At 48.6% G+C, this 13,508-nt stretch carries 12 protein-coding genes; 11 read left to right on the forward strand and 1 reads right to left on the reverse strand.

The window, feature by feature from the left end:
* Positions 1-3: 3 nt before the first annotated feature.
* The 8 genes from DWV73_RS10465 to DWV73_RS10500 all read left to right on the forward strand — a co-directional run bounded on the left by DWV73_RS10465 (position 4) and on the right by DWV73_RS10500 (position 8,629).
* Positions 4-1,083, forward strand: a complete 1,080-nt coding sequence (locus tag DWV73_RS10465; protein ID WP_107001704.1) for a TRAP transporter substrate-binding protein — start codon at positions 4-6, stop codon at positions 1,081-1,083.
* Positions 1,084-1,106: 23 nt separating this feature from the next.
* Positions 1,107-1,607 (forward strand): TRAP transporter small permease, encoded by a 501-nt coding sequence (locus DWV73_RS10470; protein WP_107001703.1) that lies wholly within the window; start codon positions 1,107-1,109, stop codon positions 1,605-1,607.
* Positions 1,604-2,893: a TRAP transporter large permease gene (locus tag DWV73_RS10475; RefSeq protein ID WP_207722853.1), complete on the forward strand. Its 1,290-nt coding sequence runs from the start codon at positions 1,604-1,606 to the stop codon at positions 2,891-2,893. The genes DWV73_RS10470 and DWV73_RS10475 overlap by 4 nt, the downstream gene beginning before the upstream one ends.
* A 138-nt stretch (positions 2,894-3,031) precedes the next feature.
* Complete coding sequence (locus tag DWV73_RS10480; protein ID WP_117796653.1) at positions 3,032-4,006, forward strand: LysR family transcriptional regulator; 975 nt, start codon at positions 3,032-3,034, stop codon at positions 4,004-4,006.
* Positions 4,007-4,263: 257 nt separating this feature from the next.
* Positions 4,264-5,538 (forward strand): glucose-1-phosphate adenylyltransferase, encoded by a 1,275-nt coding sequence (locus DWV73_RS10485; protein ID WP_117796654.1) that lies wholly within the window; start codon positions 4,264-4,266, stop codon positions 5,536-5,538.
* The gene (glgD, locus tag DWV73_RS10490) at positions 5,535-6,656 is read left to right on the forward strand and encodes a glucose-1-phosphate adenylyltransferase subunit GlgD (RefSeq protein ID WP_117796655.1); all 1,122 of its coding nucleotides are present in this window, start codon (positions 5,535-5,537) and stop codon (positions 6,654-6,656) included. Before DWV73_RS10485 ends, glgD begins: the two co-directional genes overlap by 4 nt.
* A 36-nt stretch (positions 6,657-6,692) precedes the next feature.
* Complete coding sequence (gene spoVG / locus DWV73_RS10495; protein WP_107001781.1) at positions 6,693-6,977, forward strand: septation regulator SpoVG; 285 nt, start codon at positions 6,693-6,695, stop codon at positions 6,975-6,977.
* 155 nt (positions 6,978-7,132) lie between these two features.
* On the forward strand, positions 7,133-8,629 hold the full coding sequence (locus DWV73_RS10500; RefSeq protein WP_117796656.1) for a Na+/H+ antiporter NhaC family protein: 1,497 nt from the start codon (positions 7,133-7,135) through the stop codon (positions 8,627-8,629).
* A 141-nt stretch (positions 8,630-8,770) separates the two neighbouring features.
* Here the strand turns inward: DWV73_RS10500 and DWV73_RS10505 are convergent, their stop codons facing one another.
* On the reverse strand, positions 8,771-9,763 hold the full coding sequence (locus DWV73_RS10505; protein ID WP_117796657.1) for a LysR family transcriptional regulator: 993 nt from the start codon (positions 9,761-9,763) through the stop codon (positions 8,771-8,773).
* Between the two features lie 228 nt (positions 9,764-9,991).
* On the opposite strand from DWV73_RS10505, the gene DWV73_RS10510 reads away from it, so the two are divergent.
* The 3 genes from DWV73_RS10510 (at position 9,992) to DWV73_RS10520 (ending at position 13,449) form a co-directional block, all read left to right on the forward strand.
* Positions 9,992-10,534 (forward strand): chromate transporter, encoded by a 543-nt coding sequence (locus DWV73_RS10510; protein WP_117796658.1) that lies wholly within the window; start codon positions 9,992-9,994, stop codon positions 10,532-10,534.
* On the forward strand, positions 10,531-11,106 hold the full coding sequence (locus tag DWV73_RS10515; RefSeq protein ID WP_242995794.1) for a chromate transporter: 576 nt from the start codon (positions 10,531-10,533) through the stop codon (positions 11,104-11,106). The genes DWV73_RS10510 and DWV73_RS10515 overlap by 4 nt, the downstream gene beginning before the upstream one ends.
* Positions 11,107-12,060: 954 nt before the next feature.
* A complete protein-coding gene (locus DWV73_RS10520; RefSeq protein WP_117796659.1) occupies positions 12,061-13,449 on the forward strand; it encodes a uracil-xanthine permease family protein in 1,389 nt (462 codons plus the stop codon).
* Positions 13,450-13,508: the final 59 nt, after the last annotated feature.

Raw genomic sequence — 13,508 nt, forward strand, 5'->3', positions numbered from 1 at the left:
ATTATGAGGAAAGACAGAGTATTGGCAGGGGCATTAGCGGCAGTGACAGCGCTCAGCATGACAGCGTGCGGCGGCGGACAGGCAGGTGGTACCACACAGGCAGCGGCGGCAGGAACACAGGCGGCAGTCGAGAACACCGCTAACCCGAATGCCGAGACAACACTCAGCATCGGTTATACGACCGCAGCAAACGCAGATGATCCGTATCACTTTACAGCAACCAAATTCAAAGAGATCGTGGAAGAAAAATCCGAGGGCAGAATTGCGGTCAACCTGTATGCGAGCAGTCAGCTTGGTTCCGAGCCGGAGATGTGGGAAGGCATGCAGACCGGAACATGCGACATGGCAGTCATGACGAATGCATATGTTTCTTCTTATGTACCGGCAAACGGTGCATTGGATCTTCCGTTCATTTTTAGCGATTTGGCACAGGCACGTGAGATCGTAGACGGCGATTTCGGTCAGTCCCTGATCGACAATATGGACGGAACAGGCGTTACATGTCTTGCATTTTCTGAGGGCGGATTCCGTCAGTTATGTACAAAGGACAAAGAAATCAAAGCACCGTCCGATTTGAATGGACTGAAGATCCGCTGCATGGAGACAAAGATTTACCTGTCTGCTTATAAGGCACTGGGTGTAAATGCAACCCCGATGGCATGGGGCGAGCTTTTAACTGCTCTGCAGCAGGGTACCGTAGATGGCTGTGATGCACCGTTAAGCGTATTATATACCAACGGTTTCCCGGATATCTGCAAATACATTGATAATGTAAACCTGTTCTATTCTCCACTTCCGGTATGTATTTCTACCAGCGTATATGAGTCCTTATCTGAGGAAGATCAGGCGATCTTAAAAGAAGCAGCACAGGAAGCAGCCAAAGAAACACGTGAAAATAACGATGCAACCGCTGAAAAGATGGAGTCGGATCTGACGTCTCAGGGCATGACGATCGTATCTTCTGAGGATGTAGATACAGAGGCATTCCAGAGTGCCGTACAGCCGTGCTATGACGAGATGGAATCCTACATCGGTTCTGAGTGGGTGGATCAGATTAAATCCCTGACCGGCACGGAGGAGTGATTGCAGAAAGAGGGTTTGACAGCATGAAAAAATTAGAGCAGGTTTCAGACATAATTAATAAGTGCGTCAGTTACATAGGAATGGTGATCTTTATTGTCCTGATTGTTGCCTGTGTGGCACAGGTGTTTTTCCGCTTCATTCTGAATAATTCACTGTCATGGAGCGAAGAACTTGCCCGGTACTGTTTTATTTGGATGCATATGCTGGGGGCTTCCTTGTTGATTGAGGGAAGCGGACATGCTACAGTAACAGCAATCCTGGATCTGATGCATGGAACGCTTCGAAAAATTGTCGATATTATCATTGAATTAGTTATCTTTTTTGATGGAACCGTAATGCTGTACGCAGGCTTAAAGCTTGCGTACAGCTCCAGAACCAACTTGAGCACCGCGCTTTCTGTCCCGATGTGGTGTATCAATTCCTCCGTGGCAGTCGGCGGAATCCTTCTGATGTTCCAGGCATTTGTAGCGATTGCGATGATCGTATCAGCGACAGAGAGAAAGGAGGATAAACCGGTATTATGACACTTGTATTAGTAGTATTATTTGGTCTGATGCTTTTAGGCATTCCGGTTGCATTTGCAATCCTTTCTGCCGGAATGGCATATCTGGCGACAACGGGAGGAAGTATGCTGGTAGTCGCACAGCGGCTGATTTACGGTCTTAACTCTTTCACACTGCTTGCAGTCCCACTGTTTATCTTGGTAGGAAACCTGATGGATTTCGGTGGTATTTCCAAACGTCTGACCGATTGGGCGAAGAGTATTTTAGGCTGGCTTCCGGGCGGACTTGGAATTGTAACCGTATTCAGTTGTGCGATCTTTGCAGCGCTGACGGGCTCCGGTCCGGCGACGGTAGCAGCGATTGGTTCAATTATGCTTCCTTCCATGCTGAAGGCAGGTTATTCCAGAGAAACGAGCGCGGGGTTAGTTGCATCGGCAGGTGCATTGGGACCAATCATTCCTCCGAGTATTCCCATGATTATTTATGGAGTTACAATGAATCTTTCAATTCCGGCAATGTTTATGGCAGGGGTTGTCCCGGGACTTGTTATCGCACTGGCGTTATCGTTAGTCAATGTCGTATTCGCATACAGGAATCCGGAGGTTCTGAAACATGCGAAGACGATGAAGTTTGATTTTAAAGAATCCATGAAATTGTTCTGGAAAGCGCTGGGCGCTCTGGGACTTCCGGTTCTGATTCTAGGCGGTATTTATGGCGGTATCTTTACACCAACCGAATCCGCAGCGGTCGGCATTGTTTATGCGCTGATTCTGGGTTTTGCATTGAAAGAACTGAAAGTAAAAGATTTACCGAAGATCCTGATCAATTCCCTGAAAACATCGACAATGGTCAATTTCATCATCGCGGCGGCGTCCCTGTTCTCCTGGGTTGTATCGAAATCCCAGATCGGAATCGTGATTTCCAATGCATTTATCAGCTTCGTAGGTGGCAGCCAGGCACTTTATCTCTTCGTACTAGTTGTAGTGCTCTTAATTGTAGGCTGTCTGATGGATAATGTAGCGGCAACTCTGATTCTGGCACCAATTTTAATTCCGGTTGGAATTGCACTCGGATGTAATGAACTCCACATCGGTATGCTGTTCTGTATTTGCCTGGTAGTTGGATTCGTAACACCTCCGTTTGGATATAATCTGTTTACGGCGGTTTCGATTTCAGGCTTGAATTTTAAACAGATTGTAAAGGGAGCGCTTCCGTTCCTTTTGACGGAAATATTGCTTCTGTTTGTATTTGCATATGTACCGGGAATCATCACATGGCTTCCGAGACTAATGGGGTACGGATACTAAGTATTAGAAAAATACGTAAGAAAAAGGGGCTGTGAAAAGACAGCAGAAGAGACTTGAAAGGTCAATGCGCTGTTTTTTTACGGCTCCTTTTGGTTAGAATAAGAAAATAGATAGAACTGAGAACTGGCGGAGGAAACAATGAAAATAGGATTCGAAGTTTTTTTGGTGGTAGCCAGAGAAATGAGTATTACAAAAGCTGCAAATGAGCTTCATATTACACAGCAGTGCGCCAGCGATCATATAAAGAGGCTGGAAAAAGAGTATAATGTCGTGTTGTTTGAGCGGCGTCCCAAATTCCGTCTGACGCAGGCTGGCGAGATCATGCTTCATAACCTGTTAAATATCCAGATTATGGAGACGAGTATGAGCCGGAGTCTGGCGGGGATAGCGGAGGGGACGGTGGGCGGTTTTACCTTGGGAATCAGTACATCCCGCGCGCCGATCATACTGCCCCGTGTGCTGCCGCGATATTACCAGTGTTACCCGAAGGTAAATATATCCTTTACGGAGGAGGACACACAGATCCTGGAGGAACGCCTGTTGAACGGACAGGTAGATTTATTTATCGGGGTCAATACGTCACCGCATCCGGATTATAAAATCCAGACCCTGACGACGGATGAGATCATCCTGGTTATCTCCGCCAAGCTTTTGAGGCGGGAATTTAGCAAGCAGGAGATCCGGCAGATGGAGGATGGGATTGATCTGAAACGGTTTTCCAACATTCCGTTTACGCAGAGTTTCAAGACCGGAAAAGTCAACCATGCGATTCAGGAATATCTGGACAGTTATAATGTAAAGCTTAATGTCATCTATAACATCAGTGATAGTGAGACGCAGATTCTGCTCTGCGCGTCCGGCATCTGTGCGGCGCTGTGCCCGAAAATGCTGCTGGCAGCTACTTACCGTCACAATCAGACCTGTAAGCCAGAGGATGAACTCTATATGTTCCCGATCCGGAACCTGGGACGGGAGTTAAAGATTGAGCTGGTCAGCCACCGGAATGCGATGCATCCGATGTATATACAAGACTTTGTCCATATCTTACAGGAGGAGCTGCCGCGGATTGCAGATTCGATGAGTCTGGAAGAATTGAGAAAGAATATACAGTAAAAAAGCCTTGAATCGGAAATGCTTTTGAGTCAAAAGTGTCTCAGATTCAGGGCTTTTTTTCAGTTCACGGGAGGTTCGCTCTTAGATTCCACATCCCGGAATTACGAAAATATTATGTAAAAGGAACGAAAAATGTCGGAAAATGTACAAAATTGGGACAAATTCTATTAAAAATTTGTTCACTATTTTCGTGAAGTATGTTATAATAAAAACAGGTTTAAAATACACATTATATGTGAGCATCGAGGGGTGATATCGTGATTAAAAAGGAAATGATAGCTATGCTGTTGGCAGGCGGACAGGGCAGTCGTCTGGGTGTCTTAACTCAAAAAGTAGCAAAACCTGCGGTTTCTTTCGGAGGAAAGTATCGAATCATCGATTTTCCGTTAAGTAACTGTATCAATTCGGGAGTGGACACGGTAGGCGTTCTGACCCAGTATCAGCCGCTGCGGCTGAATGCACATATTGGAATCGGTATTCCGTGGGATCTGGACCGCAACGTAGGTGGTGTGACGGTACTTCCGCCGTATGAGCGGAGCAAAGGAAGCGATTGGTACACCGGTACGGCGAACGCGATCTACCAGAACCTGGAATACATGGAAACGTACAATCCAGAGTATGTGCTGATTTTGTCCGGCGACCACATCTACAAGATGGACTACGAGGTAATGCTGGAATACCACAAAGCAAACAATGCGGATGTGACGATCGCGGCGATGCAGGTTCCGATGGAGGAGGCAAGCCGTTTCGGTATCGTTATAACCGATGACAACAACCGCATTACGGAGTTTGAGGAGAAACCGGCGAATCCGCGCAGCAATTTAGCTTCCATGGGTATTTACATATTCAGCTGGAAGGTGCTCAAGGAAGCGCTCATCAAGCTCTCGGACGAGCCTGGATGTGATTTTGGAAAGCACATTATCCCGTATTGCCATGCAGCTGGAAAACGTATCTTCGCATACGAGTACAACGGCTACTGGAAAGATGTCGGAACCCTTGGCTCCTACTGGGAGGCAAACATGGAACTGATCGACATCATTCCGGAGTTCAACCTGTATGAAGAATACTGGAAGATTTACACGAAGAGCGATATTATTCCCCCACAATTTATATCGGAGCAGTCCAAGATAGAGCGCAGTATCATCGGCGAGGGCACCGAGGTATACGGCGAAGTCATTAACTCGGTCATCGGAGCAGGCGTTACGATCGGAGAAGGCGCGGTGATCCGGGATTCGATTATCATGAAGGGCACGACGATCGGCGCTGGCACGGTTGTGGATAAGGCGATCGTGGCAGAGGACGTTACCATCGGTGAGAATGCAGAGGTCGGCGTTGGAGAATATGCCGAGAGCAGGTACGACAAGAAGGTATATCAGTTCGATCTGGTAACAATCGGAGAGCGCTCCGTGATACCGGATGGAGTGAAGATAGGACGGAACACAGCGATTTCCGGCGTGACGACGGCAGAAGATTATCACGGCGGCGAGCTGGAGAGCGGTGATTATATCATAAAGGCAGGTGGAATACAATGAGAGCGATCGGGATTGTTTTAGCTGGCGGCAACAGCAAGAGAATGAGAGAATTATCCAATAAGAGAGCCATCGCAGCGATGCCTATCGCAGGCAGCTACCGCAGTGTCGATTTTGCTCTGAGCAATATGAGCAATTCCCACATCCAGAGTGTGGCGGTGCTGACGCAGTACAACTCCCGTTCCCTGAACGAGCACTTGAGTTCTTCCAAGTGGTGGGACTTCGGACGTAAGCAGGGCGGCATGTATGTATTCACACCGACGATCACGGCGGAGAGCAGCGACTGGTATCGCGGTACTGCAGATGCGCTGTATCAGAACCTCGATTTCTTAAAGAAGAGCCATGAGCCGTATGTAGTCATTGCGGGCGGCGACTGTGTCTATAAATTGGATTACGGCAAGGTACTGGAGTATCATATTGAAAAGAAAGCGGATATTACCGTAGTATGCAAGGAGATGCCTCCGGAGGAGGATGTTACCCGCTTCGGTCTGGTGAAGTTAAATGATGACGGACGTATCACAGATTTTGAGGAAAAACCGATGCTGGCGACCTCCAGCACGATCTCCTGCGGTATCTATGTGATCCGCCGCCGTCAGCTCATCGAACTTCTGGAGCGCTGTGCAGCAGAGGATCGGTATGACTTTGTTACCGATATTTTAGTCAGATATAAGAATCTTAAACGCATTTACGCGTATAAGTTAGGAACTTACTGGAGCAACATCGCTTCGGTTGATTCGTACTACAAGACGAACATGGATTTCCTGAAACCGGATGTACGCCACTATTTCTTCAGGGAATACCCGGAGATCTACTCCAAGGTAGATGATCTTCCGCCGGCAAAATACAATCCGGGTGCAAATGTCAAGAACAGCCTGGTATCCAGCGGCTGTATCTTAAATGGTACGGTGGAGAACTCGGTTCTGTTTAAGAAGGTATATGTAGGCAATAACTGTATCATCCGGAATTCTGTTATTTTAAATGATGTTTACATCGGGGACAATACAGTGATTGAGAATTGTATTGTAGAGAGCCGTGATACGATCCGCGCCAACACGACGCACATCGGTACGCCGGAAGATGTAAAGATTGTCATTGAGAAGAACGAGCGGTTTACATTATAGGGTACATCAAAGAACAGACGGAAGGGGTAAATGGGTATGCAGATTACAGACGTAAGAGTGCGGCGGATAGAGAAGGAAGGTAAGATGAAAGCCATCGTATCCATCACACTTGACAATGAATTTGTGGTTCATGATATCAAGGTTATTGAGGGAGAGAAAGGACTTTTTATTGCTATGCCGAGCCGTAAGGCTGCGGATGGAGAATACCGGGATATTGCCCACCCGATTAATTCGGAAACCAGAGACATGATTCAAAATGTCATTCTTGCCAAATACGAGGCGACAGCTCTGGAACTGGCAGAGCTGGAGAAAGCAGAGTAAAAAGCAGGAAAAGAAAGTAAAAAGAGAGAAAATATGAAAAAATGTCCCCGGACGCTGGACAAAGTGCCCGGGGACATTTATTATGTAGATATAGTGTGCTCAAAAACGGGCAGAATTTGCCCGAATGTGTACAGATAATCCATAAGGGGGTAATTATGAGCGGTACGATTTTTTCTTTAATACCGCCTATCGTAGCCATTGCGCTTGCATTGATTACGAAAGAGGTGTACCTGTCTCTGCTGATAGGTATTATGTCGGGCGCGTTTTTATTTACGGGTCCAAATCCGCTTCATGCGGTGGAAACAATGATCGCGATCATGGGCGAGAAGATCGGGGGCAATGTCAACATTCTGCTTTTCCTGGCATTTCTCGGCATCGTGGTAGCACTGATCACAAAGTCTGGTGCGTCGAAGGCTTATGGTGAGTGGGCGTCCCACGCGATCCGCACGAAGAAGGGCGCGCTGTTTGCAACCATGTTCCTCGGAATGCTGATTTTCGTGGATGACTATTTTAACTGCCTGACCGTCGGCACGGTTATGCGTCCGGTGACGGACAAGCACAAGATCACACGTGCGAAGTTAGCCTACATCATCGATGCGACGGCGGCGCCGATCTGTATCATCGCGCCGATCTCAAGCTGGGCGGCAGCGGTCGGTTCTTCGCTTCCGGAGGACAGCGGAGTGGACGGCTTCAGTCTGTTCCTTCACACGATTCCGTTTAATCTGTATGCGCTTCTCACGATCTGCTTCATGCTCTTTTTGGTAGCAGGCGATTTTGATTTCGCGGCGATGAAACGCTATGAAGAACAGGTGAAAAAGACCGGAAAAGAGACGACGGTCGAGGCGGAGGCGATGGAGATCTCCGGCAACGGAAAGGTTATCGATCTGATTCTTCCGATCCTGGTTCTGATTGCGTTCTGCGTCAGCGGTATGCTGTATACAGGCGGCATCCTGGACGGCGTTGGTCTGGTCGAGGCGTTCGCCAACTGTGATTCGGCACTGAGCCTGGTGCTTGGTTCCTTCTTCACACTGGTGTTTATCTTTGCATTTTACATGATCCGCCGTGTCATCCGGTTCAATGAGTTCTGTGAATCCTTCACGATCGGCGTCAAGGCGATGATCCCGGCGATCATGATTCTGTGCCTTGCCTGGACTCTGTCTGGTATCTGCAGTGCGGATTACTTAAACATCGGCGGCTATGTCAAAGAGGTAGTGGGCGGCAATGCGCTGGTCGGCTCCCTGATGCCGGCCCTGATGTTCGTCATCGCGGCGGGGCTGGCGTTCTCGACCGGTACGTCCTGGGGTACCTTCGGTATTCTGCTTCCGATTGCATTTGCGGTGGTTGGCGCTGAAAATATGAACAGCCTTACGATCGTGACGGCTTCGATTCTGGCAGGTGCGGTCTGCGGCGACCATGTTTCCCCGATCTCGGATACGACCATCCTTGCGTCGGCTGGCGCCCAGTGCCACCACATCAACCACGTATCGACCCAGATCCCGTATGTGCTGTGCGTAGCGGCGTGCTGCTTCCTCGGTTATCTGGCAGCCGGATTTACCGCCAATGGCTGGGTGGGAACCGGTGTGGGATTCGTAGCGCTGATTGTGGTTCTGGTTATTCTGGATCGAAAGAATAAAGGGACGAAAGAGGCGTAAAAGCATCGGCAGTAAACGAAAATTGGTTCGTTTACTGCCGATTTCTTTCGTTTCATCGGAGGAAGCGGTCGTATCTTCCGCTGGGGCATCGGTAGCAGCTGCGGTTGTTTCTGCCGGAGCAGAAGGTTGTCCGCACCCTCTTTATGAAATAGCGGTGGCATGGAAACTTTGGAAAAACGCATTCCCCACCAGCGATAAACTCCGTTCCTTCCGTTTGACCAGACAGATACTTGAGTGGATCTGGGGCTGGGTGATGATCCGGCGGATCAGGGCGGGATCGGAATTTAAACAGAGGGCAGATTCAGGCGCGAGCGCGATGCCCAGCCCTTCGGACGCCCATAAAAGGGCGGTTCTGGCATCGTCGGCAATGCAGACGATGTTCGGTTCCAGCGCCTGTTCCTCAAAATATCCCAGAATCAGCGGCTGCCAGCGGCGGTAAAGGATGAGCGGCGCGCGGGTGAGGGCGGAGAGGGGAAGAGATGTGGGCGTATGGCTTTTTTGTGGTTCGGAAGCGTCGGATGCAGGCATAGGGTGGGAACTTTGAATCACAGAACCAGTGTCGGATGGAGGAATATCGGTCAGAAGGGCATTCGGGCATTCCTGGTAATGGCTCCAGATCATTTCGCGCCCGATCGCCAGAAATGCCTCCGGCGGCAGTGTCTGCATCTCCAGCCCGGCTTTGGCAAATGGCGTCCGGATCACGGCGAGGTCGATCTGGTTGGAGTGAAGCAGATCGAGCAGGTGGTAGGAATTGGACTCATGGAGTTCAAACAGGGCTTTGGGATAGGATCGCCGGAATGGGGCAAGATAATGCCGGGTCACAAATTCGACGGCGGAGGAGATGATGCCAAGGCGCACAACGCCCTGAATCTCCTGTTTCTGTGCAGTCAGCTCCGTGCAGGCAGCCTGGCTCAGATCGAGGATCGCAAGCGCCCGGTCGTAGAACGTCTTTCCAGCAGGTGTCAGTCGGATGCGGCGGGAACCGCGTTCAAATAGCGTCACACCCAGTTCTGCCTCCAGAAGCTTCATCTGGTGGCTGAGCGGCGGTTGTGAGATATTCAGTTTTTTGGCTGCCTGGGAAATATTTCCCTCGTTGACGATGGTGGTGAAGTAGGATAACTGGCGAAGTTCCATAAATGCTCCTTCCTGTTCGGATTCGTTGTAAAACTGTGTATACGGCAGATATATTATATAACAAAATCCGATAGAATAACAGGCGAACTATATTTTTCTGATATATATTCTATATCCGAATGGTATTTTTCAGGCTCCTTGAATTCTGGTATGATACATAAGCAGGTATATACTGGAAATTCCAGAGAAATAAAAGTGTAGGGATAATACGGAAGGGAGTGGGCAGAAATGAAAGAACTGCTGGATATGTTTCTGACGTTTGCCAGAATCGGAGGGTTTACCTTCGGCGGCGGATATGCGATGCTGCCGATGCTGCAGAAAGAGGTAGTCAATGGACGCCATTGGGCGACGGATGAAGAATTGATGGATTACTACGCGATCGGTCAGTGTACACCGGGTATCATTGCAGTCAACACGGCGACGTTTGTCGGCTACAAGAACCGGGGGATTCCGGGGGCGATTGCGGCGACGCTGGGAGTCATTGCACCGTCGCTTGTCATCATTATGATTATCGCGGCATTTATCTCGAACTTTATTGAACTTAGCGCTGTGAGCAGCGCCTTTGCAGGCATCCGCGCCTGCGTCTGTGTGCTGATCGGCAGTGCGGTTGTCAAACTGGCAAAGAAATCGCTGGTTGATAAAGGCGCGATCGCGATTGCGGCGGTTGTGTTTGTACTGTCACTGTTTACATCGGTTTCCCCAGCGCTTCTTGTTGTTGTGGCGGGTGCGATCGGGATTGTACTGAAGGGCGGAAAGGGGGAGAAGAAATGATGCTGATACTTGAATTATGCTTCCGCTTCTTCTGCTGCGGACTGTTTGCGATTGGAGGCGGACTGGCGACCCTCCCGTTCCTTTACAATATTTCCAAGGAGACGGGATGGTATACCTTTAATGATATTTCCAACATGATCGCTGTCTCCGAGTCCACACCGGGACCGATGGGAGTCAATATGGCGACCTACGTCGGCTTCCATATTAAAGGGATTCTCGGCGGACTGGCAGCGCCTCTCTCACTGGTGCTGCCGTCGGTCATCATCATTGTGATTATCTCGAAGATTCTCGATAAGTTTAAATCCTCTTCGATCGTACAGAATGCCCTCTATGGTCTGCGTGCGGCATCTACCGCTCTGATTGCGGCAGCAGGTATCGGCGTGGCAAAGATAGCGTTCCTCCATGTCGGCGAGGATGGCAGCCTGGCGTTTTCCGAGCTGTTTTCCATCATCAACTGGAAAGCGATCGTACTGTCGCTTGCGATCTGGTACGGCTTAGTTAAATGGAAAAAGCACCCGATCCTCTATATCGTGGTGGCGGCTGTGGCCGGAATCGTGTTCCAGTTCCACTAGGGAAGATAGAAGAAAATAGAACCATTTCCAGAAGAGGTAGTTCGGTATCGGCATATTCTTTTGGGGTGGTTCTTTTTTGTCATAGGAAGCTTCGTCCTATGACAAAACGCTCTGCGGGATGCGTACTCACGCGAAGAAGAAACATGCCGCAAGCGGCCGTGCGAGAAGCCCGGATGTGTCAAGGCACATGATTTGTTCATGGGACTTTCTTCATTTTACAGGAAATTGCGTCCTATAAAACAAGAAATACAAGAAATTGCGATCGAAAAGCGCAATAATAGTTAGAAACAGAATAAATAAAACAGAAATACACAACAATTACAAAAATATAATCAGATAAATAAAGAAAAATATGAAAAATAATTAGAAATAATACTTGACAAAATGGAAATTATCTAGTAAAATAAAACCATCAAAAGAAACAGAGATAACCCCAACAAACGGTTACCATAGTTTCTAGGACGAAATAAGGAACAAGGAGGACAGTCCAATGGGATAGTTAGTTACTAAAAAACATGATCATGATTTTAAAAACCGAATTTATCAAATAAATAAAAAGATAAAAATCGGTATTGATGGAATCCATCATCATACAATCTCTAAAAGAGTTTACATAGATACATGTAATCAAAGGAGGAGATTCATATGAAAGGAAGAGGTCCATAGCACATTTAAAACAAAATATAAAAGGAAGAGAGGTTATATAGTGAAACTTCGGGATATTTCATAAAAGAGCTGTCTGATGACGAGAAAGTCGGACAGCTCTTTTTTTGTGCAATAGGAAATTCCTTGGAATTCCCCATTACACAAAAAGGCACATCCTTTGTTTTGTTTACAGAAAATCGAAGCAAGCGCGGCAGAAAGGTTGACGAATGAAGTCAAAAAGGATATTCTGGAAAATGAAAATGATGTACATTATAAAATGAAGGGAATTGTTGGAGGTATCTATCTAAAATGAATGAAAACGACATGGTCATTAAAGACGCCAGAACACTGGGTCTGCCGAAGATGCTGCTTTTAGGTTTGCAGCATATGTTTGCGATGTTCGGCGCGACGATCCTGGTGCCGATTCTGGTCAATACCTATTTTGAGGGAGAGGGACTTTCGATTCAGGTAACGCTGATGTGTGCGGGTCTGGGAACACTGTTTTTCCATGCCTGCTCTAAGTTAAAAGTCCCGGCGTTCCTCGGTTCCTCGTTCGCATTCCTCGGTGGATTTGCGACGGTGGCAAACTTGGACAGCGGTATTTTTGCAGATATGACGATGGGCGAGAAATTGCCATATGCCTGCGGCGGTATCGTGGTAGCGGGTGCGCTGTACCTGATTCTGGCGCTGATCATCAAGCTGGCAGGCGTGGAGCGCGTCATGCACTATCTGCCGCCGGTTGTGACAGGTCCGATCATTATCTGTATCGGACTTTCACTGGCGCCGTCCGCGATCGCCAACGCATCGACAAACTGGCTGATTGCGTTGATCGCGCTGGGAACCATCATCGTTTTTAATATCTGGGGCAAGGGAATGTTCAAGATCATTCCGATTCTGATGGGCGTTGTGATCTCCTATGCAGCGGCAGCAGTCTTCCAGATGATGGGAATGACAAACCCGGACGGAAGTGCGATCCTGAATTTCTCAGAGGTAGCGACGGCTTCCTGGGTCGGACTTCCTCCGTTCCAGCTGTGCAAATTTGACCCGACGGCGGTCATGGTAATGGCGCCGATCGCGCTTGCGACGATGATGGAACATATCGGCGATATGTCGGCGATCTCCGCGACGGTCGGAGAAAATTTCCTTGCGGATCCGGGACTGCACCGGACGCTGGTCGGCGATGGTATCGCAACATCTCTGTCGGCACTCGTTGGCGGTCCTGCCAATACGACTTACGGTGAAAATACGGGCGTTCTGGAATTAAGTCGTGTTCATGACCCGCGTGTCATCCGGATTGCAGCTGTCTTTGCTGTGATTCTGAGCTTTATTCCGAAGATGGCAGAGGTCATCGGTTCGATGCCGTCTGCAATCATCGGCGGCGTTAGTTTCATGCTATACGGTATGATCTCCGCGATCGGTGTCCGCAACGTGGTCGAAAACCAGGTGGATTTAACCAAATCCAGGAACTTGGTAATCGCTGCGGTGATTCTGGTCTGCGGGCTGGGATTCTCCGACGGTCTGACCTTTGAGGTGGCAGGAACTTCGGTTACTCTGACAGGTCTTGCGATCGCAGCGATTGCGGGCGTTCTGCTCAATGTGATTCTTCCGGGTAATGATTACCAGTTCGGCAAGAATTTACAGGGCGACATCAACCGCGGTGTGGCGATCAATCCGAATCCGAAGAAACGGCAGGAATAAAAAACGCAAAAATTTTCAGTTCTAAAATTAGGACGAACCATTTCAGATGTATAATCCGC

Origin of the sequence: Clostridium sp. AF12-41 (assembly GCF_003461685.1) — a bacterium.
Lineage (GTDB): Bacteria > Bacillota > Clostridia > Lachnospirales > Lachnospiraceae > Otoolea > Otoolea fessa.